At 36.9% G+C, this 25,860-nt stretch carries 24 protein-coding genes, 1 pseudogene and 1 riboswitch; of the genes and pseudogenes, 16 read left to right on the top strand and 9 right to left on the bottom strand.

Going from position 1 to position 25,860, the window contains the following annotated elements:
• Positions 1-199 precede the first annotated feature (199 nt).
• Positions 200-1,657 (bottom strand): catalase KatA, encoded by a 1,458-nt coding sequence (gene katA / locus RUH74_RS10995; protein WP_313800342.1) that lies wholly within the window; start codon positions 1,655-1,657, stop codon positions 200-202.
• 309 nt (positions 1,658-1,966) lie between these two features.
• A riboswitch (SAM riboswitch) is annotated at positions 1,967-2,076 on the top strand.
• A gap of 291 nt (positions 2,077-2,367) precedes the next feature.
• Between katA and RUH74_RS10990 the strand changes: the two genes are divergently transcribed.
• On the top strand, positions 2,368-3,558 hold the full coding sequence (locus tag RUH74_RS10990; RefSeq protein WP_313800351.1) for a glycine C-acetyltransferase: 1,191 nt from the start codon (positions 2,368-2,370) through the stop codon (positions 3,556-3,558).
• 58 nt (positions 3,559-3,616) lie between these two features.
• Positions 3,617-4,555, top strand: coding sequence for an L-threonine 3-dehydrogenase (locus tag RUH74_RS10985; RefSeq protein ID WP_313800341.1), 939 nt, complete (start codon positions 3,617-3,619; stop codon positions 4,553-4,555).
• A gap of 132 nt (positions 4,556-4,687) precedes the next feature.
• Here RUH74_RS10985 and ant(6) read toward each other — a convergent pair.
• A pseudogene (ant(6), locus tag RUH74_RS10980) lies at positions 4,688-5,566 on the bottom strand (aminoglycoside 6-adenylyltransferase).
• Between the two features lie 212 nt (positions 5,567-5,778).
• On the opposite strand from ant(6), the gene RUH74_RS10975 reads away from it, so the two are divergent.
• The 3 genes from RUH74_RS10975 to RUH74_RS10965 all read left to right on the top strand — a co-directional run bounded on the left by RUH74_RS10975 (position 5,779) and on the right by RUH74_RS10965 (position 9,483).
• Positions 5,779-6,486 (top strand): DNA alkylation repair protein, encoded by a 708-nt coding sequence (locus RUH74_RS10975; RefSeq protein ID WP_313800340.1) that lies wholly within the window; start codon positions 5,779-5,781, stop codon positions 6,484-6,486.
• 417 nt (positions 6,487-6,903) lie between these two features.
• Positions 6,904-8,409: an adenosylmethionine decarboxylase gene (gene speD, locus RUH74_RS10970; protein ID WP_313800339.1), complete on the top strand. Its 1,506-nt coding sequence runs from the start codon at positions 6,904-6,906 to the stop codon at positions 8,407-8,409.
• A 318-nt stretch (positions 8,410-8,727) separates the two neighbouring features.
• Complete coding sequence (locus RUH74_RS10965; RefSeq protein WP_313800338.1) at positions 8,728-9,483, top strand: SAM-dependent methyltransferase; 756 nt, start codon at positions 8,728-8,730, stop codon at positions 9,481-9,483.
• Positions 9,484-9,674: 191 nt separating this feature from the next.
• Here RUH74_RS10965 and RUH74_RS10960 read toward each other — a convergent pair whose 3' ends face one another.
• Positions 9,675-10,415 carry an arylamine N-acetyltransferase family protein gene (locus tag RUH74_RS10960; protein WP_313800337.1) on the bottom strand — a complete coding sequence of 247 codons (741 nt, stop codon included), beginning with the start codon at positions 10,413-10,415 and terminating at the stop codon, positions 9,675-9,677.
• 107 nt (positions 10,416-10,522) lie between these two features.
• Positions 10,523-11,575: a selenide, water dikinase SelD gene (gene selD / locus RUH74_RS10955; RefSeq protein WP_396229992.1), complete on the bottom strand. Its 1,053-nt coding sequence runs from the start codon at positions 11,573-11,575 to the stop codon at positions 10,523-10,525.
• Between the two features lie 149 nt (positions 11,576-11,724).
• Between selD and RUH74_RS10950 the strand changes: the two genes are divergently transcribed.
• Together RUH74_RS10950 and selA are read left to right on the top strand one after the other, a co-directional pair.
• Positions 11,725-11,961 carry an Rdx family protein gene (locus RUH74_RS10950; RefSeq protein WP_483863903.1) on the top strand — a complete coding sequence of 79 codons (237 nt, stop codon included), beginning with the start codon at positions 11,725-11,727 and terminating at the stop codon, positions 11,959-11,961.
• A 141-nt stretch (positions 11,962-12,102) separates the two neighbouring features.
• Positions 12,103-13,506 (top strand): L-seryl-tRNA(Sec) selenium transferase, encoded by a 1,404-nt coding sequence (gene selA, locus RUH74_RS10945; protein ID WP_313800336.1) that lies wholly within the window; start codon positions 12,103-12,105, stop codon positions 13,504-13,506.
• Positions 13,507-13,558: 52 nt separating this feature from the next.
• Here selA and RUH74_RS10940 read toward each other — a convergent pair whose 3' ends face one another.
• Positions 13,559-13,702 carry a small acid-soluble spore protein P gene (locus RUH74_RS10940; protein ID WP_313800335.1) on the bottom strand — a complete coding sequence of 48 codons (144 nt, stop codon included), beginning with the start codon at positions 13,700-13,702 and terminating at the stop codon, positions 13,559-13,561.
• Between the two features lie 113 nt (positions 13,703-13,815).
• Between RUH74_RS10940 and RUH74_RS10935 the strand changes: the two genes are divergently transcribed.
• Positions 13,816-14,076, top strand: a complete 261-nt coding sequence (locus RUH74_RS10935; RefSeq protein ID WP_313800334.1) for a hypothetical protein — start codon at positions 13,816-13,818, stop codon at positions 14,074-14,076.
• 142 nt (positions 14,077-14,218) lie between these two features.
• Here RUH74_RS10935 and sspO read toward each other — a convergent pair whose 3' ends face one another.
• Complete coding sequence (sspO, locus tag RUH74_RS10930) at positions 14,219-14,371, bottom strand: small acid-soluble spore protein O (protein WP_313800333.1); 153 nt, start codon at positions 14,369-14,371, stop codon at positions 14,219-14,221.
• Positions 14,372-14,726: 355 nt separating this feature from the next.
• Here sspO and acnA point away from each other — a divergent pair, with 355 nt between their 5' ends.
• From acnA to RUH74_RS10890, 8 genes are all read left to right on the top strand, one after another.
• Complete coding sequence (acnA, locus tag RUH74_RS10925) at positions 14,727-17,435, top strand: aconitate hydratase AcnA (protein ID WP_313800332.1); 2,709 nt, start codon at positions 14,727-14,729, stop codon at positions 17,433-17,435.
• Positions 17,436-17,593: 158 nt separating this feature from the next.
• On the top strand, positions 17,594-18,127 hold the full coding sequence (locus RUH74_RS10920) for a peroxiredoxin family protein (protein WP_313800331.1): 534 nt from the start codon (positions 17,594-17,596) through the stop codon (positions 18,125-18,127).
• A 133-nt stretch (positions 18,128-18,260) separates the two neighbouring features.
• Complete coding sequence (locus RUH74_RS10915) at positions 18,261-18,392, top strand: FbpB family small basic protein (RefSeq protein WP_313800330.1); 132 nt, start codon at positions 18,261-18,263, stop codon at positions 18,390-18,392.
• 65 nt (positions 18,393-18,457) lie between these two features.
• On the top strand, positions 18,458-18,610 hold the full coding sequence (locus RUH74_RS10910; RefSeq protein WP_313800329.1) for an acid-soluble spore protein N: 153 nt from the start codon (positions 18,458-18,460) through the stop codon (positions 18,608-18,610).
• A 186-nt stretch (positions 18,611-18,796) separates the two neighbouring features.
• Entirely contained in the window at positions 18,797-19,036 is a 240-nt protein-coding gene (gene tlp, locus RUH74_RS10905; protein ID WP_313800328.1) for a small acid-soluble spore protein Tlp, read from the top strand.
• Positions 19,037-19,145: 109 nt separating this feature from the next.
• Positions 19,146-21,482 carry an AAA family ATPase gene (locus RUH74_RS10900; RefSeq protein ID WP_313800327.1) on the top strand — a complete coding sequence of 779 codons (2,337 nt, stop codon included), beginning with the start codon at positions 19,146-19,148 and terminating at the stop codon, positions 21,480-21,482.
• Positions 21,483-21,484: 2 nt separating this feature from the next.
• Positions 21,485-21,919, top strand: coding sequence for an acyl-CoA thioesterase (locus tag RUH74_RS10895; RefSeq protein WP_313800326.1), 435 nt, complete (start codon positions 21,485-21,487; stop codon positions 21,917-21,919).
• Between the two features lie 70 nt (positions 21,920-21,989).
• A complete protein-coding gene (locus tag RUH74_RS10890; RefSeq protein WP_313800325.1) occupies positions 21,990-22,295 on the top strand; it encodes a hypothetical protein in 306 nt (101 codons plus the stop codon).
• A 27-nt stretch (positions 22,296-22,322) separates the two neighbouring features.
• On the opposite strand, the gene RUH74_RS10885 is transcribed toward RUH74_RS10890, so the two are convergent.
• From RUH74_RS10885 to RUH74_RS10875, 3 genes are all read right to left on the bottom strand, one after another.
• Positions 22,323-22,613 carry a HesB/YadR/YfhF family protein gene (locus tag RUH74_RS10885; protein ID WP_313800324.1) on the bottom strand — a complete coding sequence of 97 codons (291 nt, stop codon included), beginning with the start codon at positions 22,611-22,613 and terminating at the stop codon, positions 22,323-22,325.
• A gap of 100 nt (positions 22,614-22,713) precedes the next feature.
• The gene (locus tag RUH74_RS10880) at positions 22,714-23,529 is read right to left on the bottom strand and encodes a CPBP family intramembrane glutamic endopeptidase (RefSeq protein ID WP_313800323.1); all 816 of its coding nucleotides are present in this window, start codon (positions 23,527-23,529) and stop codon (positions 22,714-22,716) included.
• Between the two features lie 145 nt (positions 23,530-23,674).
• Positions 23,675-25,765, bottom strand: a complete 2,091-nt coding sequence (locus RUH74_RS10875; RefSeq protein ID WP_313800322.1) for a methyl-accepting chemotaxis protein — start codon at positions 25,763-25,765, stop codon at positions 23,675-23,677.
• Positions 25,766-25,860: the final 95 nt, after the last annotated feature.

Below are 25,860 nucleotides of genomic sequence, written 5' to 3'. Positions count from 1 at the left end.
CTTCCAAAAAGTAGAAATATTGGACCCTAAAAAGAATTTATGAACCCGACAATTCCAAAAACTAGAAAAATCGTGTTCTAAAACGAGATTATAAACCTGATTTTCCCCAAAAAATGTACAAACCTAGAATAACCAAAACATGTATTAAACCCAAAAAGGCATCCATTAGAATAAACGGATGCCTTTTTATATGAATCTACTATTTTACCTCTTGAGGAACCTTTAATCCTAGTCCTTCTGCAATACGAGTCCCATATTCTGGATCTGCTTTGTAGAAGTGCTGGATTTGGCGAAGCTTAATTTCTTCTAATTCAACAGGCTTCATAGCTGCGACTATGTTGGCAACTAATCGGGTACGTTCTTCTTCCGACATTAGGCGGTAAAGGTCTCCTGGCTGAGTGTAATGATCGTTGTGATCATAGGCAACGCTATCAGCAATTCCAGTTACAGGGAACGCTGCTTGCTTATGCTCAGGCACTTCAGTTGGTCCGCCAAAGCTGTTTGGTTCGTAGTAGACAGAACCGCCGCCGTTATTATCAAAACGCATTTGTCCATCACGCTGGTAATTCTTCACTTCATTTCTTGGACGGTTAATTGGCAATGCTTGGTGGTTTGCTCCAACACGGTAACGATGCGCATCATGATAAGCAAATAAACGGCCTTGCAGCATTTTGTCCGGTGAAACATCGATTCCAGGAACAAGAGTGCCCGGTGAGAATGTTGCTTGTTCTACTTCTGCGAAATAGTTTTCTGGATTTTTATTTAAAACCATTTTTCCTACTTCAATTAATGGATAATCTTTATGGGACCAAACCTTTGTTACATCAAATGGATCAAAGCGGTAAGTGTTTGCATCTTCGAGCGGCATGATCTGAACTTTCAAGGTCCAAGAAGGATAATCACCATTTTCAATCGCGTTGAATAAATCCTCTGTATGATAATCGGGATTTTCACCTGCCAGTTTTGCGGCAAGGTTTACATCCATATTTTTCACACCTTGATCAGCAATAAAGTGATACTTTACCCAAACACTATCGCCGTCTTTGTTCGTCCATTTAAATGTATGACTTCCGTACCCATTCATATGTCGTAATGTTGCTGGGATTCCGCGGTCTCCCATTAAGTATGTTACTTGATGCAGGGATTCAGGAGATAATGACCAGAAATCCCAAACAGCAGTAGGGTTTTTCAAATGAGTTTTAGGATCTCTCTTCTGTGTATGAATAAAATCAGGGAATTTAATCGCATCGCGAATGAAGAAAATGGGTGTATTGTTTCCAACAAGGTCATAATTTCCTTCTTCTGTATAAAACTTTACAGCAAATCCACGTGGATCCCGAACAGTATCTGCTGAGCCAAGTTCACCAGCAACAGTAGAGAAGCGGATAAACATAGGCGTGCGTTTGCCTACCTCTGATAAAAAGTCTGCCTTTGTATATTTCGTCAGATCGTTTGTTACTTCGAAATATCCGTGAGCACCTGCACCTTTTGCGTGAACCACACGCTCTGGCACACGTTCTCGGTTGAAGTGAGCTAATTTTTCAAGTAAATGCACATCTTGAATTAATGTAGGTCCTCGAGAACCCGCAGTCATTGAGTTTTGGTTGTCACCAACGGGTGCACCCCAGCTTGTAGTTAGATTGTTGTTAGTGGTCATTTCATTTTCACCTCATATAAATTAAGTAATTAAAGCTTCCTGCATACAATGATAACACTTCTCAACAAAAAATCAATACTTATTTATAATTAATATAAATAAAAAATGAATATAATAAAATAATTTTTAAAATAGATAAAAACAAAAAGGATGTCCTACTTGTGGCAACAGTATATTTATATGAAGAAGTTTGGAAATAAGAACAGATGAGCAAAATTTAAACTTAAACTTATTGAATCGCTTGACTTTTATGATAATTAAAATAAAATAGATACTGAATCAGCTATAAATGAATAGCATTACATCACTTTCTTATCCAGAGAGACCGAGGGACAGGCCCAATGAAGTCTCGGCAGCAGGTTCTTAAATGAACACTGTGCCAATTCCTGCAGATGCTTTAAACATCTGAAAGATGAGAATGAGATGGTTTCATATAATAGAAGCCTTCTTTTTCTTTGGATGAGAAAAAGGGGGTTTTTTTCGTTCAATTACTGACTCATTACTTTCCAATAAATGAGCAAACTAGGAAATGCAGCTAAAAAATTTTACCGTCTATTCTGTCCATGAGGTATGTACAAAGTTTAAAATTATGTTAAAGTATATTCTAAGAATCCTTTGCATAATAAGGTTGCGGATGTCCTTTCCAGAAATACAACTGTATACTGTAAGGTGACAATTAGTGTGAAAATTTCTAACTGGGGGATTTAATGATGACAAGTAAAACATTAGATGCGTTTTTAAATGAGAACTTAGAAGATTTAAGGGGCAAAGGGCTATACAATGTAATTGACCCTCTTGAAAGCCCAAATGGTCCAGTGATTAAAATAAATGGAAAAGAATTAATTAATCTTTCTTCCAATAACTATTTGGGACTAGCAACAGATGAACGATTAAAAAAAGCAGCGACTGATGCAATCAACAAATATGGAGTTGGTGCTGGGGCTGTTCGTACAATCAATGGAACATTGGATATTCATCTTAAACTTGAAGAAAAATTAGCCGAGTTTAAACATACAGAAGCAGCAATTGCCTATCAATCAGGATTCAATTGTAATATGGCAGCGATTTCAGCTGTAATGGATAAAAATGATGCGATCCTTTCAGACGAATTGAATCATGCTTCAATTATTGATGGCTGCCGTTTATCAAAAGCAAAAATTATTCGTGTTAACCATTCTGACATGGAAGATTTAAGAGCGAAAGCGAAGGAAGCAAAAGAATCAGGACTTTATAATAAAATCATGGTTATCACTGATGGGGTTTTTTCAATGGACGGAGATATCGCAAAGCTTCCTGAAATTGTTGAAATTGCTGAGGAATTTGATCTTATTACGTATGTTGATGATGCACACGGTTCAGGTGTTTTAGGTGATGGCGCCGGTACGGTAAAGCATTTCGGCTTATCCGATAAAATCGATTTTCAAATCGGAACACTTTCTAAAGCAATTGGTGTTGTTGGCGGTTATGTTGCTGGAAAACGCGAACTAATTGATTGGCTAAAAGTTCGCAGCAGACCTTTCCTTTTCTCTACTTCTTTAACACCTGCAGATGTTGCTGCTAGCACGAAGGCAATCGAATTATTAATGGAAAGCACAGAATTAAATGAGAAGCTATGGGATAATGCTAATTATTTAAAAGCGGGATTAAAGGAATTAGGGTTTGATATCGGGAACAGTGAAACACCGATTACACCTTGCATTATCGGTGATGAGGTTAAAACACAAGAGTTCAGTAAAAAGCTGAATGAAGAGGGAGTTTATGCGAAGTCAATCGTATTCCCAACTGTACCAAGAGGAACTGGTCGAGTAAGAAATATGCCTTCGGCTGCACATACAAAAGAAATGCTTGATCAAGCAATCGCCATTTATGAAAAGGTTGGAAAGGAAATGGGCATTATCTAAAAATGGCCGTTCCCTAGATAGAGAACACATTCGAAAAGGGAAGAGATGGAGGCAACCAATGAAAAAGATCTTTATTACAGGTGCGTTAGGGCAAATTGGGTCTGAATTAACTGTTAAGCTAAGAGATATTTATGGTACTGATAATGTAATTGCAACCGATATTCGAAAAAATGAATCTGAAGCGGCACAGTCGGGACCTTTTGAAGTGGTAGATGTAACAGACTCAAAAACAATGATTGAAGTAGCAAAAAAATATAATGTTGATACAGTTATTCATATGGCGGCATTACTTTCTGCGACTGCAGAGGCAAATCCAGTATTCGCTTGGAATTTAAATATGGGTGGACTTATGAATGCGTTAGAAACGGCAAGAGAATTAAATTGTAAATTTTTTACTCCTAGTTCGATTGGTGCATTTGGCCCGTCTACTCCAAAGGATCTTACACCACAAGACACCATTCAGCGTCCCACAACCATGTACGGGGTAAATAAAGTAGCTGGTGAGCTGCTAGCTGATTATTACTATCATAAATTTGGTGTAGATACGAGAGGATTAAGATTCCCTGGCTTGATTTCGTATGTAACTCCTCCTGGAGGCGGGACTACAGACTATGCGGTAGAAATCTATTATGAAGCGATCAAAAATGGACGATATACTTCTTATATTGATAAAGGAACATATATGGATATGATGTATATGCCTGACGCATTAAATGCAATTGTCGAATTAATGGAAGCTGATGCATCGAAATTAGTACACAGAAATTCATTTAATGTGACGGCAATGAGCTTTGACCCAGAAGAAATTGCAGCGGAAATCCGCATGCATATTCCAAGGTTTGAAATAAACTACAATGTCGATCCTGTTCGTCAAAAAATTGCCGATAGCTGGCCAAATTCAATTGATGCGAGTGCAGCCAAAGAAGAGTGGGGATTTAAAGCGGAATATGATTTAGCAAAAATGACCGCTGATATGTTAGAAAAACTAGGCAAGTAAACAAGGAAGGACAGCTATGACCAGCTGTCCTTTTTATATTTAATCCTGCCTGATTGAGTTAATAGAAAGTTGATAAAACCAAAGTGTTTGCTGAAAGTTAATTCTGTGAAGGAGTTGAAATCATATGGCGATTCAGTTTCTCTTTCTCTCCTTAGACAAAAATAATGAATCATAAATTTTTTGTGTATAATTTGTTATTTGTTCATCGTATATTGGATAGTCGTAATTTAGCTTATCTGCAACTAGATTGGAATATTTTCTAAAAAGATCATAACAATTAAATCATGATTGCCACGTATTTTCATAATTGTTACAAGCAAATGTATGGAGCAAATGATCCCAATCATTTTTGTCTAAATACTTTTGGATATATTTGTAATTCTTACCGACGCTTAATGAGAAATTAGTTTCTATCCCAATATCCCAAGCCATCATTCGTAAAAGATTAGGTCTTGCCATTTCAGTTAAATGATCGAGAGCAAAAAGGATTTCCTTCCGTGCTAACCCTTTAATAACATATGTTGAGACCATCCAAAACTCATTACAGCAATCATCAAATTCTCTAGCTGACGGTTTTTTTATATGGTATTTTCTGTCGGTAGGTTCTTTTTTATCCTTTATGATAGAATCCTTGTCCAGCAAAACGTCTACCAATCCATCACTATGTAAAAAGTACTGTTCCAGTTCTTCTATCGGAATTAGAGTTAAGTCGACTTTATTATTATCTTCAAGCAATATTAAATAGGAAAACCAATTGCCGAGTTCAGAAGGGAATAGCTCCATATCTTCTGGCTTTTGCATCATTATTCTTCTTCCAAATGGGTTTAACCATTCGTCGGAAGCTTTAAATGAATCAATATCGGTTACAAAATATGAAATATCATAGTCTTGAAATGGATCTATGGGTACATTTTTATTGGTTCTAGACCCCTCTAGGGTTACTACCCTAATTCTTTCATTGTTTTTGGCGATCCTAAAAATTAACTCCATCATTTTGTGGTCGCTTCTCAATCTTAATTCCCCCAAAAAATTGAATCTTATTATATTATAGCATGGAGGATATTTGAAAATGTTGGCTCTAGTCCAATAAAGTGTTGGATTATTGAAAATAAGTGAACTGTTCCATTGCTAAATGATAAAATAGAGAAGCAGGGAAGAAGGATATAAGAAAAATGGCTAATTTTATAATTATTACTTAGTAATAAGGAAGGAAGTACAAAACTATGGATTTCAAAACAGTTATGGAAGAGCTTGAAGCCCTCGGCAAGGAACGAACTAAAAAAATATACGTATCCAATGGTGCGCGCGAGCCTCTTTTTGGAGTGGCGACAGGTGCAATGAAACCTATTGCAAAGAAAATAAAAATAAATCAATCTTTAGCTGAAGAGCTTTATGCCACAGGTAATTACGATGCCATGTACTTTGCAGGAATTATTGCGGACCCTCAAGCGATGACCGAAGCGGATTTTGACCGTTGGATGGATGGAGCGTACTTTTATATGCTGTCCGATTATGTGGTGGCAGTAACTTTATCAGAGTCAGATATTGCTCAAGATGTTTCAGATAAGTGGATTGCGAGCGGGAATGAGTTGAGAATGTCAGGGGGATGGAGTTGCTACTGCTGGCTTTTAGGAAATCGTAAGGACAATGAGTTTTCTGAAAGTAAGATTTCCAGTATGTTGGATATTGTGAAAGATTCGATTCACCATTCTCCAGAACGTACGAAATCCGCCATGAATAATTTTCTATACACCGTGGGAGTCTCTTATTTACCGCTACATGAAAAGGCAGTCGAGACCGCAAAAGAGGTAGGCATAGTAGAAGTCAAACGAGAAAAGAAAAAAAGCAGTTTCCTTAACGCTTACGAAAGTATTCAAAAAGAAATTGAAAGAGGGAAGTTAGGTTTCAAACGTAAATATGTAAGATGTTAAAATTACTTCAACTGGATATTGTTATCGTAATTGTTTTTTGCATCATTAAAGATGTAGGCTGAACCGTTTTATAACTTTAATTGTATTCGTTTTCAAGCAAATGTTGCACGATCAAGTGAGGACTTACCAAAAAATTGCAATGCTATTATCCCTATAATATAATATAATATAAGTATTATTTTTATTAAAGGGTGAACTGTTTGTCGAATGTAGGATTCTAATCTAAATTAACGTAATAGCTTATTTTGTCGAACAAACCACCTTCTGCGGTGTTATTTGTTATGCGCAAAATAGCAAGATTAGAATTAGTTAGCCTTAAACATTGTAGCGCGACTAATTTTAGTCGCGCTTTTTCTATTCGTTGATTTAGACAATTTTAATTTATTTACTTATTAAAATTGAGAGGACGAATCTACAATGCGACAACAATTACAAGAAATTGCAGCTGCTATGCAGCTTGAAGAACATTATCATACACTAGAAAAAGCCCTTCTAGCTTTATATTTCCATAAAAATTGCACAACTAAATCCTTAGCTAATATAACAGACTTACCAATACCTATCGTTTCGGCAATGAAAAAAGAATTTGCCAAGCGGGGGTGGGGCAAACATAGCTTAACGAAAAAGGGACAGCTAGCGATCGAACAATATTTTCAGCTATCTGGAGTTAATATTCAACTCTACCTGCAATTGACGACTGATGAATCATTCCGTCGGGAGTGGATGACAGAAACTATTAGTAAATTAAGCGCTATTTTTGATGCTAGACCCACAGCAGATGTTACAATTGATCAAGCAAAATGTACAGTTGAGACAGCTTTCAAACGAGCATTACTTGCACTAGAATATAATATGTTATTCAATAAGCGTATATTGTGTTTAGGCGATGACGATTTCATCAGTATTGCATTAGCGTTTTTGCTAAAGAAAATCGCTCCAAATTCCACAACTCAAATCGTAGTGTTAGATATTGATAGGCGAATTTTATATTTAATTAGCAAAATAGCTAAGGAATATGAGCTTCAGATTAAAACAGATTATTACAATGTACAGGAGCCTTTACCTAAAATATATGCCCTACAGTTTGATTGCGTTTTCACAGATACACCATATACCTTGATTGGTGCACAGCTTTTTTTATCACGTACGATTAACGCACTAAAGCCAGAAGCAATGCGACATGTGTTTTTTTCTTATGCAAAGCGTAGCTATCCAAAGCAGTGGCAACTACAGCAAAGATTAAATGCTATGGGCTTCGTTATTGACAGTATTAAAAATGATATTAACACCTATGAAGGTGCACAGATTTTAGGTGCTAAAAGCCAATTATTCGTATTGCAAACTACGGATCAAATGACTGCTTGCATACCTAGGCAGCTTAAGTTTACGCGACCAATTTACACAGGAGAAATTGAGCGGAAATCCGTCGTATATCAATGCACCCATTGTCAGCACGCACTTACAATCGGCCATGGCTATCCATTCACCACGATTGCTCAACTCCAGTCCATGGGTTGTCCGAGTTGCAAAAATAAAAAGTTTTCTCAAATTAAGAGAACTGTACAAAAGACACAATCACAACATCCAGCAGGTCATCATATTTTATTAGAGTTGCACGATTGCAATGCTTCATTACTCAATGACGTGCAGGAAATTAAAACCATTATGTGTAAAGCTGCGTATCAAGATAAGGCAATGATTGTGACCGAAAAATTTCAACGTTTTTTACCTTACGGGGTTAGCGGTGTAGTAATTATCCAAGACTCACATGTAACGATTCATACGTGGCCAGAGTATGGTTATGCAGCAATAGATGTTTTTACTTGTAGTAGGAAATTAGATTTACAAAAGACTGTTCAATATATAACTGAGCAATTTAATGCAGGAAATGTCATCCAGCATTACTCGCAACGAGGAATATAAAATAATGGAGGGATTTGTCCAATAAGCGCTTAACCTGAAACAGGAAAAAACAGGATGTCTTTTCCTGTTTTTGTATTTTTATTTGATTGAAGCGAAAGTATCTGGGAGATTTCAGCTACTGACTATTGCGTACTAATGCTATTGTATTTGGCAAGACTACTAATTTTGTGAAGTATTAGATACATATTTTTCATTGTTCAATCAATTATTTACTTGAGTTGCAAGTTATTGTTTATTCACTGAAAATGAATTACATAAAAAATAAATAAAATTTGGTAATTAGAATGAGGGGAAATTAGCTATAAGGAGTTGTTAAATTTGGATAGAAATAAGTTTTCAGCCATTGCCCACCGTGATCATGCGTTCAGTAATCCAATTAGTGAAGGAAAAATGATGAAAATACTAGAAATGCTACCACTGAATTCCCATGGGAAGGTTATTGATATTGGTTCAGGAAAATGTGAACTAATTATTCGTCTAATTGAAAAATATCATGTAACGGCAACAGGGATAGAATTGTATGAAGGTGCAATTAAGGAAGCAAGTAGGAATGCAAAAGGTAGAATTCCTGATGACCGGATAGAATTTATTGTGGAGGATGCTAGTACTGCAGTAGGTAAATGTGTAGAAGAAGGATATGATTTAGGGATTTGTATTGGATCAACACATGCATTAGGTGGGCTAGAATCAACATTAGAAACATTGTATAGATTAGTCAAAAAAAATGGACATATCCTAATCGGTGAAGGTTATTGGAAACAGCCTCCTAGTAAAGAATATTTAGCAGAACTCGGAGGAGCGGATGAGTCTGAACTAAAATCACATGCAGAAAATGTGATGGCTGGTGAGGATGTAGGTTTAGTTCCTTTATGGTCATATGTTTCAAACGATGATGAATGGGATGAATATGAATGGCTTTATTCTTCATCAATTGAAAATTATTGTCAAGAAAATCCCAATGATCCAGATCGAGAGGCAATGCTAAAAAGAATTCGAAGTTGGAGAACAACCTACTTGAAGTGGGGGAGAGATACTTTAGGCTTTGGTTTATATTTGTTTAGAAAATCCATTTGAAAGAAAATGTAATAATATGTAGAAAACAAATTCTCCATGTACTTAACGGTCGGTAACAGTATCACAAGTACATGAGGTATGTGAGCCGGTGAATGAAAAACTTATAAGCTTGAGAAAATATCTCAAGCTTATATAGAATTTCTCAATAAGTTTTAAGCCGATTGCTACAGCAAGAACGGCAACAATTGAAATTAGACTTTTAGATGAAAATATTCTTCAAGAAACTTTATTTTTTCTTCTTCTGAAAGCTCCCATTTTTCCTTGTGCCCATTTCTCGTTTGCGTAACGGTTAAGGCAGATAAAGTTATTCGGCCGTCAGCTGTCGCGATTGTAACAATATCGCCGTGGGTGAAAGTAGAGTCTGGAGACGTTTGATTATATAAACATCCTTCTGCAAAATCTTCAATATTTTTAACAGCGGTTGTAAATCGATAAAGTGTCTTCCATTGATTCTCGTCAAAACGTTGTAAATCAAATGAACCTTGACTAGTTTCAATTACTCGATATGTTCCGCTTACATCCGTTCGTTCCTCTCCAGTTAACGGCATTGGCTGTCGTACAGAGTCCCCGAAACCAACGTCTACAAGGTAAGGCTGGTCTATGTTAACGATGATCGCAGCATGTGTATCAGCCTTTGCCCATCCTTGAGGCTTTTTTACGGTGCAAGCAATGAGGTGAGAACGATAGCCAAGATTTGATAAGAGCTGTTCGAATAGACCGTTAAGCTCATAACAGAATCCTCCACGTCCATTTCCCATAATCTTTTTATAAAACTGGTCAATTATTAATTTAATTTCCACTTTACGTGTGACATCTAAATTTTCAAATGGAATTTTTTTCATGTGATTATTCTGGAGTCTTGCAAGGTATTCTAATGTTAACTGATTTTCCTTTTTAACAGAAATTCGATTTAAGTATGCATGAACATCCATAAAACACCTTCGCTTTCTCGCAGATTAGCGGACTGAAAAATCCCAACTGCAGAAGTTGAGTGAACAGTAAATGAATGTGGGGGATGAAGGCCCCCATAATTGAAGTTTCACTTTCTGACATAAATGAGTTTTTCACGTTTTTCCGATACTCTCCCGATAATAGATGCACATTGCTGCCCAGCATCATGTAATTGTTGAACATATTGATCTGCCTTTTCCTTGCTCATAGCAACAAGCAATCCCCCTGAAGTAATTGCATCGCAAAGAATGTACTGTTCATCAGGCGTAGCTGATCCATAATCAACGTCATCTGCAAGCCATTGATAGTTTGCTTTCGAGCCACCAGGAATGACTCCTTGCACTGCAAGTTCATATGTACCATCAAGAATTGGGACACGGTTATATTCTATTTCAAAGCTTACATTACTTCCTCGTGCCATTTCGCTTCCATGGCCAAGTAATCCAAAACCAGTCACATCGGTAACGGCATGAGGTGTGAAGGAAGTTAAAAGTTCAGCAGCTGTTTTATTCAGCGAAGCCATCGTGTCAGTAACTTCTTTTTCTTGATCAGTCGTCACGACTCCTCGTTTAATGCCAGTTGTCATGATACCTACACCAATTGGCTTTGTTAAAACAAGTACGTCACCTGGTTTAGCACCGACATTTTTCCAAACATGGTCTGGATGAACAATGCCAGTAACAGATAAGCCAAACTTCGGCTCTTGATCATCAACGGAATGTCCTCCTACTGTTATTGCACCTGCTTCTTTCACTTTGTCAGCGGCACCTCTTAGTATTTCTGCTAACATGTCAGGGCCTAGCTTTTTAACAGGATAGCCAACAATATTTAGCACTGTTTTTGGCTGTCCTCCCATTGCATAGACATCACTTAGTGCATTTGCAGCAGCAATTTGACCAAACATATATGGATCATCAACGATCGGAGTAAAGTAATCGATTGTTTGTATTAATGCAATTGATTCTGTTAATTGATACACACCAGCATCGTCGCTTGTTTCATGACCGACAAGCAATTCTGGAACTGGATCTTGTTTCGGCAGCAGTCGCAAAACTTGCGACAAGTCCTCAGGACCAATTTTGCAGCCTCAGCCAGCTTTTGTTGACAATGAAGTTAAACGAATTTTTTCTTGTTCACTCACTGATACCACCTCCAACCATCAGTATACCTCTATTACTGAGTAAAATCACTTGATTGTATTTCAATATTTGTAGAAAAACTGCATTTATACTACAATAGAAGTGGAAAAATATGAATGTTTCGAGAATTTATACTTGGAGGTACTATAATATGAAAACCTACGAAGTTAAAATCGAATTTTGTATGCAATGAAATTATGCACCGAAAGCTGCGAGTTTCGCAGAAGAGTTATTCACACATTTTCGAACAAATATTAAGAAAATGGAATTGGTCCCTAGCTCTGGCGGGGTTTTCGAAGTGACTGTCAATGGGGAAAAAATTTATTCTAAAGATGAAACAGGCTTATTTCCGAAAGCGCAAGAAGTGATCGAAAAAATGAAAGCATAGCCTTTTAACAAACCATCTCTATATAATAGAGATGGTTTGTTTTATATAAAAATATTATGTAAACTAATAACCATCAGACTTCCTTTAGACTTAAGGAGAAAATGGTATATAATGAATTTGCAAGAAAAGGAGGGGATTAAGTTGAAGCAGTTACTAAGAAATATACCCCCTGTTCATGAGCTCCAAAAGGATTCGCGTTTTGCCCTTTTGATGGAGAAGAGCGGGATTGATTCAATACATATGACGAATGAAATAAAAAAAGTACTTGAAGATGTACGTACTGAAATTATTAATGAAAAATGGCATGGATCAGATTCAGGCAGTCAGCAATTTGTGGATTTGCTGTTTCAGCGTTTGGAGGAGCATGTAGATAAGCAGTATAGCTATACGATTAAACGAGTAATTAATGCGACAGGGACCATTCTGCATACAAATCTTGGACGTGCCAGACTGAGTGAACATGCTGTAAAACATGTGCTTGAAACAGCCTTACATTATTCCAATTTAGAATATAAGCTAGAAGAAGGTGAGCGGGGCTCAAGACATAGTCATATTGAAGGACTGTTGAAAGAACTAACGGGTGCAGAGGCAGCTATGGTTGTGAATAATAATGCGGCAGCGGTCTACCTCATACTAAAGGCGCTGGCAAATAAGCGTCAAGTTATTGTATCAAGAGGACAGCTTGTTGAAATCGGCGGCTCTTTTCGAATCTCTTCTATAATGGAAGAAAGCGGTGCGGATCTCGTTGAAGTAGGTACTACAAATAAAACACATCTTGCAGATTATGAGCGTGCGATTACTGATCAAACGGCTATGGTTTTAAAAGTTCATACTAGCAATTTTAAAGTGATTGGATTTACAAAGACAGTAGAAACAGAGGAATTGGCATCGCTTGCGGGGGAACGAAATATCCTCTTTTACGAGGATTTAGGCAGCGGGGCGCTTTTTAATTTTGAAGAGAAAGGAATTGGTGATGAGCCAGCAGTCAAGGAAGTGCTGCGAAAGGGTGCGGATCTCGTTTCCTTTAGTGGTGATAAATTACTTGGCGGTCCGCAGGCAGGAATCATTGCCGGAAAAAAGGAATTAATTGATCAGTTAAAGAAGCACCAGCTTGCAAGGGTTTTGCGAGTGGACAAAATGACTCTTGCTGCATTGGAAGGCACATTAATTGACTATTTAAAAGGGGAAGCAGGGATGAAAAATATTCCTGTGATTAGAGATTTATTAACTACAAAGGAAGAACTGGGAAGACGAACACAAGCCTTTATCAGTAAGCTTCTAAGCTGCACTGATCAGTACGATGCAATTTTAAAGGAAAGCATCGGACAAGTAGGCGGAGGCACGATGCCAGATGTTGAGCTCCCTACTTATGTTGCTGTTATTAAACATAGGAAAATGGGTGCGGACCAGCTCGCAAGGAAGCTCAGAATCGGTTGTTTACCTGGAATTATAGTTAGAATTCATAAGGAAGAGGTTCTAATCGATTTAAGAGCTGTTACGAAGGAGGAGGAAGACTATCTTCTTCATACATTAACGTTGATATAGATAAGGTTAACAGCTGAAGCGATGAGCGACAGCTGTTTTTTTAATAATATCTCTACATGTCGTGATTGCTGTTATGTTTTTGTCTCGTATGATTTCGGTTCTTTACTTTTTTAGATCCGCTTAGTGGTTCTGGCTGTCCTGAGTTAGGCCCTTTTGGTGCATTTTTTCGCATATCCTTGCCATCGTTCTTATTCATTGCTTTATCCCTCCTAATCAATAGGATGGAATGTAAATAGGAATTTATGCGGAATATTTTTTAATTGGACTGCACAATTTAATTGTACAAAATGAAGAAGGAGTGATTAGATTATGCCTTACCATAAAAACAAACAGCAAGCATTCCAAGCAGCTCAGCAGGGGGTCGAGGATGCTGAAGAATTATACAATGAAATTATTAGAGATACTGCTAGCTACGGCCATCAGTTAAAGCATTTAAAGCAAGAAGTGAATGAAGCCTTTGAGCAAATTGAAAATGCTCTTGAAGTTGCATCAGAAACACAACGGGCCCAACTGCAAAAATTTCAACAGGATTTAAGCACAATGGTTCGTGAGGTTAATGAAATAGAATAATATCGATTGATTTGTAAACAAAAACGACTAAATTGTAAGTATAAATTACTTAAATCAATTTAAATGCCCGGCATTTAGTCCGGGTTATTCCACTTAATGTAAATAAATAGGGAAGCAGATGTCTTTCCACCTCCCATTACGATTATTGATTTTTCTTCCTCTTTTTATTGTTTTGTTTTTGTTTTTCCGTCAGCGGTTCGTTGGCAAATTCCTCGTTAAAACCCGCACCCATTCCTTGTCCTTTTGCTTGATTCATTCCAGGTATGACATGTTTTGCTCTCCTGTTCTTTGCCATTTACGTCACCTCCATATATTAGTCTTTGTTTTTTTTTGTAAAATTATGTATAGCTTCAAATGAGCAGCCCTAAGGAGTGGAAGAATTATTTTTTTAGAATAATTTAATGAGGTATTTTTAAAAATTAAATAAATTTCTAATCCAATCAATTCCCCCTTTTTAATATAAAATAGTTCAATTTGATTTTTGATATAAGTAATACTTATCGAAACCAATAACTTTCTTGTTATTTACATATAAAGAAGGTTGTATTAAGATAAGAATTGTGAGAAAAGTTAGTATAGATGAAAATTCCAACTTTTCGACAACTTCCATTATTTATTTAATTGTAAATTTGTAAAAGGGGGATATACCCATGGCAAAAAATGATGTATTTAAAGCCCGTAAGTCATTTGAATTAGACGGGAAGCATTATAACTATTACGCTTTAAACGCTCTTGAAAAAGCTGGTGTAGGAAATGTTTCTAAATTACCTTATTCGATTAAAGTATTACTAGAATCTGTATTACGTCAATATGACGGACGTGTGATTACGAAAGAGCATGTGGAAAACTTAGCAAAATGGGGAACTAGCGAAGTAAAAGAAGTAGACGTTCCTTTCAAACCTTCACGTGTTATTCTTCAAGACTTTACAGGTGTTCCTGCGGTTGTAGACTTAGCATCTTTACGTAAAGCAATGGCAGATATGGGTGGAGATCCGGATAAAATCAACCCTCTAAAGCCAGTTGATCTTGTTATTGATCACTCTGTACAGGTGGATAAGTTTGGAACTGCAGAAGCGCTTGATTTGAATATGGAGCTTGAATTCGAACGGAATGCAGAGCGTTATCAATTCCTTAGCTGGGCACAAAAGGCATTCGACAATTATCGCGCTGTTCCGCCAGCAACAGGAATTGTTCACCAAGTAAACTTAGAGTATCTTGCAAATGTCGTTCATGCAATTGAAAATGAAGATGGCGAATTTGAAGCATTCCCTGATACATTAGTTGGTACGGATTCTCATACCACAATGATAAATGGAATTGGTGTACTTGGCTGGGGCGTAGGCGGGATCGAAGCAGAAGCAGGAATGCTTGGACAGCCTTCTTATTTCCCTGTTCCTGAAGTTATTGGAGTGAAATTAACAGGAGAACTTCCAGATGGAGCAACAGCTACTGACCTTGCTTTAAAAGTCACACAAGTGCTTCGTGCTCATGGAGTTGTTGGCAAGTTTGTTGAATTCTTTGGTCCTGGTGTTCCAGCATTGCCGCTTGCAGACCGTGCAACGATTGCAAATATGGCGCCAGAATACGGTGCTACATGCGGATTTTTCCCTGTTGATGATGAATCTCTTGAATATATGCGCCTTACTGGCCGTTCTGAAGAACAAATTAAAGTGGTTGAAACATACAGCAAAGAAAATGGATTATTCTTCGATCCGTCATTCGAGCCTGTATATACAAATGTAGTTGAAATTAACCTTGCTGAAATTGAAGCAAACCTTTCAGGACCAAAGCGTCCACAAGATTTAATTCCACTATCAGCAATGAAGAAGGAATTCAATAAAGCAATTACAGCACCTCAAGGAAACCAAGGTTTTGGTTTAGATGAGAAAGAGATAGAAAAAGAAGTAACAGTTAACTTCAACAATGGCGATTCAACTACTATGAAAACTGGTGCTGTTGCGATTGCTGCAATTACAAGCTGTACGAATACTTCTAATCCATATGTATTAGTAGGTGCTGGCTTAGTGGCGAAAAAAGCAGTTGAGCTTGGCATGGAAGTGCCAAAGTTTGTAAAAACTTCTTTAGCACCTGGATCAAAAGTAGTAACTGGATACTTGCGTGATTCTGGACTTCTTCCATATCTTGATCAGCTTGGTTTTAATCTTGTTGGTTATGGATGTACAACATGTATAGGTAACTCTGGTCCATTAAAAGAAGAGATTGAAAAAGCAGTTGCAGAAAGCGACCTTCTTGTTACATCGGTTCTTTCAGGTAACCGTAACTTTGAAGGACGTATCCATCCGCTTGTAAAAGCGAACTACTTGGCATCACCGCCACTTGTAGTTGCATATGCACTTGCAGGTACAGTAGACATCGATCTTCAAAATGAAGCAATCGGTAAAGATAAAGATGGAAATGATGTTTTCTTTAAAGATATTTGGCCAACATCTGCCGAAATTAATGAAGTAGTGAAACGTACAGTTACACCTGAATTATTCCGTTCAGAATACGAAAATGTATTTGGTGACAATGCACTTTGGAACAAAATCCAAACAAGCAATGACCCATTATACACTTTTGATGAAACATCAACTTATATTCAGAATCCACCGTTCTTTGAAGGCTTAAAGCCTGATCCAGACGAAGTAAAACCTTTAAATGGCTTGCGTGTTGTTGGAAAGTTTGGCGATTCTGTCACTACAGACCATATCTCTCCTGCTGGTGCAATTGGAAAAGATACACCTGCTGGAAAATATCTTCGTGAGAACGGTGTCGAAGTTCGTGACTTTAACTCTTACGGATCCCGTCGTGGCAATCATGAAGTGATGATGCGTGGAACATTTGCTAATATCCGTATCCGCAATCAAATTGCACCTGGAACAGAAGGCGGATTCACAACTTATTGGCCAACTGGCGAAGTTACTTCTATTTATGACGCTTGCATGAAGTACAAAGAAGATGGCACGGGCCTTGTGGTTCTAGCTGGTAAAGATTATGGAATGGGATCTTCGCGTGACTGGGCAGCAAAAGGAACGAACCTTTTAGGCATCAAAACCGTTATTGCTGAAAGCTATGAGCGTATTCACCGTTCAAACCTTGTGTTAATGGGTGTTCTTCCACTTCAATTTAAAGATGGAGAAAGTGCAGAAACACTTGGTCTAACTGGAAAAGAAACAATTGATGTTCAAATCGATGAAAACGTAAGACCTCGTGATCTAGTTCAAGTAACAGCAACTGATGAAGATGGAAATACGAAATCATTTGAAGTACTTGTACGCTTTGATTCAGAAGTTGAAATTGATTATTACCGTCATGGCGGTATCCTGCAAATGGTTCTTCGTGAGAAGCTGGCTAACTAAAATATTTAAAAGGCGTGTAATTCCAGGAATGGCATTACGCGCTTTTTTTTTATAAAATTGTCACATTTACCTCCTTTATTCCATGGGAAAACACCTTATTTTTTATATATCTCTAGGTTACAATAACGATATATAGCTTAAAAAAGGTGTGGAACAGCATGATAAAAAAAGTACTTGCAATCGTTTTTTTATGCGGCTTAATGACAGTCGCAATTGTTCAGGCAATGGAAAAGAATGCAAAGGAAGAGAAAGAAGTCGAATCTATTCAGGTAAATAATCTCCCTGGTTTAGAGGTAGGGTTAAAGGCACCAGACTTTGAATTAAAGAATTTAACAGGTGAAACAGTCAAGCTCTCCGATTTCAAAGGCAAGAGGATTATGTTGAACTTTTGGGCAACATGGTGTCCTCCTTGTAAAAAAGAAATGCCGGATATGCAAAAATTCTACCAGTTATCTAAAAATGACGTCGTTATTCTTGCCGTTAATATTGATCCTAAGGCTGATGTTGCAGGTTTTGCAAAGAAAATGGATGTTCATTTTCCTATCTTATTAGATGAGAAAGACAAAGTAAGCTCGATGTACAAAATCCTGACCATTCCAACCACTTTTTTTATTGATGAGGGAGGTATAATTCGCCATAAGCACTTAAGTGTAATGACAATCGATTTGATGAAAGAATATTCTGGATTATGACCTAAGCATCAGCATATCGCTGATGTTTTCATATTTTCAATAAACAAATAAATTTTCAAAAAGTTGTAATAATTACAAAGGTTTTTGTGAATAATAACTGCTAATATAGAATTAAAGGAAGGTGAAATAACTGATGAGAAAACCGAGAAAACGTTCATTCGCCGATCTTGTTTTAGAAAATAAACGACAAATTTTAAAAGATCAAGCCGCTATGGAAAGAATTGAAGCGCGATTGGAACAAAAGCGATTAAATAAAGCGGAATAACAAATTTTACAAGAAATGAAACCCCCCTCTAGCGGAAATATTATTAATATTGAGGGGGGATATTTATGAGTAAGAGCAAATCAAATAAAAGAAATTATGAGCATTTTGTTCCAAACCATATTGGTACTCAGCCTCGTGGATTTGGAGGCAATAAAGGCAAAAAAATGCAGAGCAATACAGGTGGAGTGCCACAAGTAATGCAAACCAAAGGTGAATAACAATTCAAAAGCCACTGTAATTTACGGTGGCTTTTATATGAAATGGATAATCGTTGTGCAAGTGACATTACATACAAATGGTAGTGTTTTTCTTATGAGAACAACCACTTTTTTCCGATGATATTTTTACGCTTACTTCACAAACTATATTCGTATGACTACAACAATTTTAGGAGGAATAGGAGTATGGCGTATAATAATAAACCAAAACCAGATGATCGCAGTGATAATGTCGAAAAGTTACAAACGATGGTAGAAAATACAATTGAAAATATAAATGAAGCTGAAGAAACATTAGAATTTTCAAATGCTGAGGATCGAGCTAGAATTGAAGCAAAAAACGAGCGCAGGAAGGAAAGTATTGATACGATGCGCTCTGAAATTCAGGACGAATCCCAGGCGCGTCAGAATGGATATAACCAATAACAATGGTATAAGAAAAGACCTGTTCCAGATGGACAGGTCTTTTCCTATAAAGGATGTAGTTAAATATGATATGATAAGTATGGAAATTGATAAGAAGAAGTGTGAGAACATGAAAAAACAAACACAGCAGCAATTAATTATGGAGAAATGGCAGCGATGGGAACAGGAATTAAGTCAAAATAAGTACATAGAAAATGAAGCAGAATTATTATCTGCCATTAAATCCTTGGATGAAAATGCAGATTCTGCACTTGCTTCTGAATTATTAACAATTGCCTCTCTATCAAGGATAAATAAATATAAGCAGGATTCTTTAAGCTTGGCTTGGCTTAAGAAGGCTAAACAATTAAATGAAGATAATGAAAGAGCAGCAGAGTTATTGGCACAATTTGAATGGAGAAAAAAGGCTGGAGTACTTGAAGCACTTGTTTTTCCGCCATTAAGAGAAACAGATAATAGGCAAGCAAAGAAAAAAACATCAGAACAATTTTTGCTCATTTGCCAACAATTCCTTGATCATGCGGATGCAGAAAGAGATCACTTACAAAGTGGGAAGGAAAATGCCCAAAAAAGAAAGGATTTCATCTTGCAGACAGTGCATGAAAAAATGATTCTTCTATTGGAAGAGGTCATTGAAGAAACAGCATTGCTCCTAAAAGCATCAGAAGAATATGATCAATCGATAGCAGGTGTATTCTATACATCGACTTATTATAGTGATATGAAGAAACACTTAGATCGAATTGAAGATTTAAAAAAAGAGTGGGCTACCATTTTCTGTGAAGAAAAAGAAGATACAGTAGTAGAAATAACCCCTCTTGAAGAGTTAGAAGGAATGATTGGACTTGTCCATGTAAAAAAGAGAGTAAATGATTATTATCGCTTCCTTTCCTATCAAAAGGAAAGAAAGGCACTTGGATTTCAAGTAAAGGACGAAATGAGTTTACACATGGTCTTAACCGGAAATCCAGGAACGGGGAAAACGACGATCGCCCGGTTGCTAGCTAAAATTTATCATGAGCTCGGTGTTCTTCCTCGGGAAGATGTAGTAGAAACAGACCGTTCACAACTTGTTGGCTCATTTGTTGGTCAAACAGAGGAAAATGTACGTGCGATAGTCGAAAAATCGCTTGGTGGCGTCCTATTTATCGATGAAGCATACAGTCTCAAAAGAGATGGACAAACAGGAAATGATTATGGGCAGACGGCAATAGATACTCTTGTTTCATTAATGACTGGACCAGAATATGGCGGGAAGTTTGCGGTAATCTTGGCTGGATATCCGGATGAGATGAGACAATTTTTGGACGCTAATCCTGGTCTAAGGAGCCGTTTCCCACAATCAAACCATATCCAGCTTCCTGATTATTCGAATGCTGAGCTTATCGGGATTGCTGAGAAACTTGCAAAAGATAATGATTATGTGATGACAGATGAAGCAAAGCTAGAACTTGAAAATAGACTTGATAAGGAACGAGTAGATGAAACATTTGGCAATGCACGGACAGTTCAAGATGTAGTCTTGGGAGCCATTTTTAAAAAGGGTTCACAATTTTCAAAGGACAAGCATATTTTGACGTATACACTTCTTGAAAAAGAGGATTTTGAAAAAAACGAGCAAGAAAAGATTTCGAATCCACGAGAACAGCTAGAAAAATTAATTGGACTGGAATCAATAAAAAATGAAGTGAGAATCCTGATTTCTTTCGTCCAAATGCAGCAAATGAGACGAGAAAAGGGATTGCCAGTCGTTCCAATCCAGCTTCATTCTGTATTTACTGGGAACCCTGGAACTGGAAAGACAACAGTTGCTAAAATTTTTGCTGAACTCTTGAAGGAATGTGGGATGTTGAAGAGGGGACATTTAGTCGTAACAAGCCGAGCGGATTTTGTTGCTGGCTATGTCGGGCAAACAGCAATAAAAACGAAAAAAATGATTCGGGAAGCGCTTGGCGGGGTTCTTTTTATTGACGAGGCTTATTCATTGTTGTCTTCTTCGCAAGGAGATTTCGGCAAGGAAGTGGTTAACACGCTAGTTGATGAAATGACAAAACATAATGAAAATTTAGTCGTTATTTTAGCAGGTTATCCTAAGGAAATGGATGAATTGCTGAAGAGTAATCCAGGGTTAAAATCAAGGTTTAAGAAGTTTTTTCATTTTAGTGACTATTCTAATGAAGAACTGCTGCAAATTATCATAAATTATGCCTTGCACTTTCAATATCATATAAGTTCAGAAGCACAGGTTTATTTAAAGAAAATATTAGGCGAGATAACGATAAATGGAAATGGCAGGTTTGCTACAAATGTAACGGATGAGGCTATTCAGTCGCAGGCTTTAAGATTAATGACAAAAGAAAAGGAAAGTAATACATTGGAAAATGTGAATTACCTAGAAAAGGTAGATTTTGAAACAGCATTTTCCAGAATAGGGAAAGGGGAATAGGGATGTTCGTTTCAACAAGAGAAATTGAAGTCAGATATGCGGAAACAGATCAAATGGGTGTTGTTTATCATGCGAATTACCTTATCTGGATGGAGTTAGGACGCACACAGCTAATTAAAGATTTAGGATTTAATTATGCTGAATTGGAGAAGGACGGTATCTTATCACCAGTACTGGATATCCAAGCATCCTATAAAAAACCGCTCCTTTATGGACAAAAGGCGATTGTAAAAACATGGATTGATGAGTATGATGGCTTACGCGTTAATTATGGGTATGAAATTTTTAATGAGGAGGGAGAATTAGCTGTTACTGGTCTTACAAAACATGTATGTGTGAAAAAGGACTCCTTCCGTCCGCTTTCAATTAGGAAAAAATATCCTGCGTGGCATGAGGCGTATGAAAAAGCAAAGAAACAACCAGTAGAAGCGAATTAATTTTGGAGCGGAAGCGGAAAAGAAGTTTTTGCTCCTTATCTCTGCTTTTTTATGAATGGTGGTGCTAGTTTTGGCATTTGGTTTAAAGAAAAAAGATATACAAGAATGGAAGAAAAAAATTGATAAAGGCGAAATAGCCTTTTTAACTCATTATTGGCTAGATGACCGCTTTCCAGGATATAAAACAGTGACCAAAGTTGGCTGCAACGATATGAAAAGGCTGATTGAATGGGGAAAGAAACATCATTTACAGCCTGATTGGATACATAAGCGGAAAGATGGCTATTCTCATTTCGATTTAATAGGAGAACATCAAGCGAAGATTTTAGAGGCAGAAGGACTTGATGATCATATTTGGGAAGGAAAAAAGAGTTAGCAGAACATATCTGTAACTCTTTTGTTTTTATTTTTCATATTTATATTCCGGCTCTTTCGCTTTTTCATTAAATTCAACATAGAGATTATGGCTATCGAAATACCACATATCTTTCTGCTCAATATAGTATGTAATGCCATCTTTTGTTGTTGCTGTGCCAGCATCAAGCGGCTCTTCATTTGAAATACCTAACGAAAACCCTTGCTGAACAGTACTATGACCGCCATACCGAGCAAAAAAGCGTACATAGTCTCCTGTATGAAGTCCCATTTCCTCTTTATACCAGTTAGCAGCTTGGTCATTAATAACTATTTTCATTTATAAGCTCCTCCTTTAAAAACTTGTTTTCATTTTCCTTATTGGCTGATTCACTTATTTGCAGTTCCTGTTTGAAAAAACATTGCATTTTAATATACCCTTAATTAATAAATGGAATCAGCCCACTCATAATCATAAGATAATTAAATCCAATATGCCAAATCATTGCAGGAAAAATACTGCCTGATCGGATGGTTATGCCAGCATAGAAGAAGCCGCCAATTGCAAAACCGAGACAAGCTGGAAGTGAATAGCCTAAAATTAAGTGTGATAGACCGAATCCTATTCCTGAAAAAAGCAGACCTGCTTTTTCGCCTGCAAGATTGACCATACTTGTTAGTATCATTCCTCTCCACAATATTTCTTCCAATATCCCATTAATTAGGGAAAAGGAAAATAGGAATAGCAGGAAAGGGAGGCTAAAGCTAAGACTTGCTTTTAAGATAAAGGGTATGAAAATCACCATATTTATACTAATTGCAATGAGCAAAAATCTCTTTATTGAAATAGAGTGAAAACCACGCCAAATAAAGGGGAATGATATTTTTGCTTGCCAATCAGGCCATGACCAATACAGAATTGGCGTTTCTCCAAACTTCCTTGCAACATAAAACATGAAAAGGATAGGGCATAACATTAAGCAACGACTAAGAACCATTAAGATGTTCACATGGTAAGGGAGACTGTCTATGAGACGATCGCCAAAAAGGAATAGTAAGTAGCCAACGATATAGGCTGCTAGCATCCATAAAAACACACGTTTTTGTTTTGCAAAAATGGCTAAATATAGAATACATGTTAACAGGAGGGCAAAAGCGACAGTGAACTGCTTATATTGAACAATGACAATAATGATAACAAATAAAAAAAGCTGAAAATAGGGCAAAATCATTTTTTGTCTCGCGGATATCATCATTGTGTTCACCCTTTCATAAGCTATCAAGTTATTTTACCACTTTTAACCTCAATTTTCCTATTCTAGCATTTATTAATAGAAGAATGTGTGAATTAGAGAAAGAGCAAGACCGTTTACTCTTGCTCTTTTTTGAGACATTTTTTAGTTAGATGGTTTTAAAATGTTTGATCAATTCTCTTAGTTCAAAGGTTAGCTTATGTAAGTTCTCGGAAATGCTCTTTACCTCATGAACATATTGCTGCTGTTCCTTCGTCATCCTTGTTACTTCTTCCACTCCTGCTGAGGTTCGCTCAGATATGGCAATGACATTATCAACCGAGCTAGAAATCGAATGACTGCTTGATGAAAGGAGGGCACTTACGCCTGCTATTTCTTCAATTTCCTTTGTAAGGTGTTCAATAAAATGGATCATTTTGTCATAACTATTCGCTGTATTCTTCACCATTTCTGCGCCTTGGACTGCTGATTCCCTTCCAAGATCAATATTTTTAAATGCCTTTGAAGAATCCTCTTGGATTTCTGTAATTAACGCTGAAATTTTTCCTACAGAATCACTGCTTTGCTCAGCGAGCTTTTTGACTTCCTGTGCAACCACTGCAAACCCCTGGCCATGTTCTCCTGCTCTTGCTGCTTCAATCGCTGCATTTAGTGAAAGTAAATTGGTTTGCTCTGCAATCTCCTGAATAAATGTCGTAATATCATTTATCGTTTGAAGTTTTTGATCCAGTTTTTTCATAATCGTGGTTGAATCAATCGATTGGGCAACGATACGGTTCATTTTATTTCTCATGTTTTCAGTTGCTGTTTGACCTTCAGCTGTTACAGTTTTCGTTTCTTGAGCATGTTCTACTATTTTACTTATTCGTTTTGACATCGTGCGTACGGCAATATCATTATTTTCGACATGTGAAGATATATTTACCATATCGGCGGTTAGATGTTCAGAGCCGCTTGCAACTTCATCCATTGCAGAGCTAACAATCGTTGTCACTTGTGTTGATACCCCTGCTTGATCGTTTAATATTTTCGAATCTTTTTCTACCTCAAGAATTAAGCTATTCATTTTATTTGCCATACTTCTTAAACTGTCAATCATGTGATTAACTGAAAAAAATAAAGAACTGATTTCATCTTTTGACTTAACATCCATCTTCCTTGTTAAATCTCCATTAGCAACACCTTTTAAAAAATCAGAAAGCTTCTTTATTGGATTAATAAAATATTTGGCGAAAAAGATGCTGACCGTTATTGAAATGGCGAAAAGGATAAGAACGATGATGACTTGTGCTGATAATAAATTATTAAAAATTGATAGCAAATTCTTGTCAGCATCCACAATTCGCTTGCTCATATTTTGGGAAATTTGATTAGAGAAGGACTTGATTTCCTCCTGAGAAATAACAGAAAAAATCTCCCATCCTGTTTCTTCGTCTTTATCACTAACATAGGTCACTTGCTCTATGTCTAAATATATATTTTTATCGTTTCTCTCTTTGAAAATAGGTAAGGAGGAAATATTCTCATTTTTCAACACAAGCTCTTTATCCTTATAGGCGAGAAGAGAACCTCCTTTGTCAGTTAAAATAACATAGCCCGTATTACCAACTTTTCTTTTAGCAATCGATGCTGTAAGCTTTTCAAGGGATAAGTCTACACCTAGTACGCCATATAATTTATCGTCTTTATACAAAGGTAAGCTAACAGTGACCAGATAATTATTTGTTCCAGCATCCAGATAAGCATCTGTTATAATAAATTGTCCTTTTTTACCAGTCTTCGCTGGAGTGTACCATTGCCTTGTCGTTGGATCAAAATCAGAAGGCAAAGGGTAGTCGGTTGGATAAATCGTAAAATTTTTTGCTTCTGTTCCCAAGTACATATTAATGATTAACTCATTTTGTACGGCAATTTTTTCAAATAATGAGGTTAAGGCTGCAGGATTGCTAGAATAAACTTCATCAAAACTTGAAACGGTAGCTAAATCACTTTTTGCTCTTGAAATGACCTCATTTATGGATGCTTTCACATTTTCTGTCTCATGGTAGGTCAAAGTACCTGCATAATGCTCAGCAAATCCATTTACATCCCGCATGGCATCTGCAGCTAAGCCGCTAGTTAACTCCTTTCCATTCTTTGAGAATAGAGAAACGGAAAGATAATTAAACCCCGAACTTACCGCTAAAATTAGCACCATTGTCGAAAATACCCCGACGATTAATTTCGTTTTTAATGACAATTGAATTTCCCCCCTAACACCTATATGAAACATTTATACCTTACTTAATTATAATCTATAGGTAAGAGGTACTATTTTTGAATTTTCGAAAGTTA

It is taken from the genome of Cytobacillus sp. (genome assembly GCF_032154635.1).
In the GTDB taxonomy this organism is placed as follows: domain Bacteria; phylum Bacillota; class Bacilli; order Bacillales; family Cytobacillaceae; genus Cytobacillus.
Note: the sequence above shows the minus strand (reverse complement) of the source record. Positions and strands in the feature narration are given on the sequence as shown.

What these genes read in the sequence shown, in the direction of transcription:
- katA (WP_313800342.1), bottom strand. Translation starts at nt 1,657, where the DNA reads ATGACCACTAACAACAATCTAACTACAAGCTGGGGTGCACCCGTTGGT.
- RUH74_RS10990 (WP_313800351.1), top strand. Translation starts at nt 2,368, where the DNA reads ATGACAAGTAAAACATTAGATGCGTTTTTAAATGAGAACTTAGAAGAT.
- RUH74_RS10985 (WP_313800341.1), top strand. Translation starts at nt 3,617, where the DNA reads ATGAAAAAGATCTTTATTACAGGTGCGTTAGGGCAAATTGGGTCTGAA.
- RUH74_RS10975 (WP_313800340.1), top strand. Translation starts at nt 5,779, where the DNA reads ATGGATTTCAAAACAGTTATGGAAGAGCTTGAAGCCCTCGGCAAGGAA.
- speD (WP_313800339.1), top strand. Translation starts at nt 6,904, where the DNA reads ATGCGACAACAATTACAAGAAATTGCAGCTGCTATGCAGCTTGAAGAA.
- RUH74_RS10960 (WP_313800337.1), bottom strand. Translation starts at nt 10,415, where the DNA reads ATGGATGTTCATGCATACTTAAATCGAATTTCTGTTAAAAAGGAAAAT.
- RUH74_RS10940 (WP_313800335.1), bottom strand. Translation starts at nt 13,702, where the DNA reads ATGAATAAGAACGATGGCAAGGATATGCGAAAAAATGCACCAAAAGGG.
- RUH74_RS10935 (WP_313800334.1), top strand. Translation starts at nt 13,816, where the DNA reads ATGCCTTACCATAAAAACAAACAGCAAGCATTCCAAGCAGCTCAGCAG.
- sspO (WP_313800333.1), bottom strand. Translation starts at nt 14,371, where the DNA reads ATGGCAAAGAACAGGAGAGCAAAACATGTCATACCTGGAATGAATCAA.
- acnA (WP_313800332.1), top strand. Translation starts at nt 14,727, where the DNA reads ATGGCAAAAAATGATGTATTTAAAGCCCGTAAGTCATTTGAATTAGAC.
- RUH74_RS10920 (WP_313800331.1), top strand. Translation starts at nt 17,594, where the DNA reads ATGATAAAAAAAGTACTTGCAATCGTTTTTTTATGCGGCTTAATGACA.
- RUH74_RS10915 (WP_313800330.1), top strand. Translation starts at nt 18,261, where the DNA reads ATGAGAAAACCGAGAAAACGTTCATTCGCCGATCTTGTTTTAGAAAAT.
- RUH74_RS10910 (WP_313800329.1), top strand. Translation starts at nt 18,458, where the DNA reads ATGAGTAAGAGCAAATCAAATAAAAGAAATTATGAGCATTTTGTTCCA.
- tlp (WP_313800328.1), top strand. Translation starts at nt 18,797, where the DNA reads ATGGCGTATAATAATAAACCAAAACCAGATGATCGCAGTGATAATGTC.
- RUH74_RS10900 (WP_313800327.1), top strand. Translation starts at nt 19,146, where the DNA reads ATGAAAAAACAAACACAGCAGCAATTAATTATGGAGAAATGGCAGCGA.
- RUH74_RS10895 (WP_313800326.1), top strand. Translation starts at nt 21,485, where the DNA reads ATGTTCGTTTCAACAAGAGAAATTGAAGTCAGATATGCGGAAACAGAT.
- RUH74_RS10885 (WP_313800324.1), bottom strand. Translation starts at nt 22,613, where the DNA reads ATGAAAATAGTTATTAATGACCAAGCTGCTAACTGGTATAAAGAGGAA.
- RUH74_RS10880 (WP_313800323.1), bottom strand. Translation starts at nt 23,529, where the DNA reads ATGATGATATCCGCGAGACAAAAAATGATTTTGCCCTATTTTCAGCTT.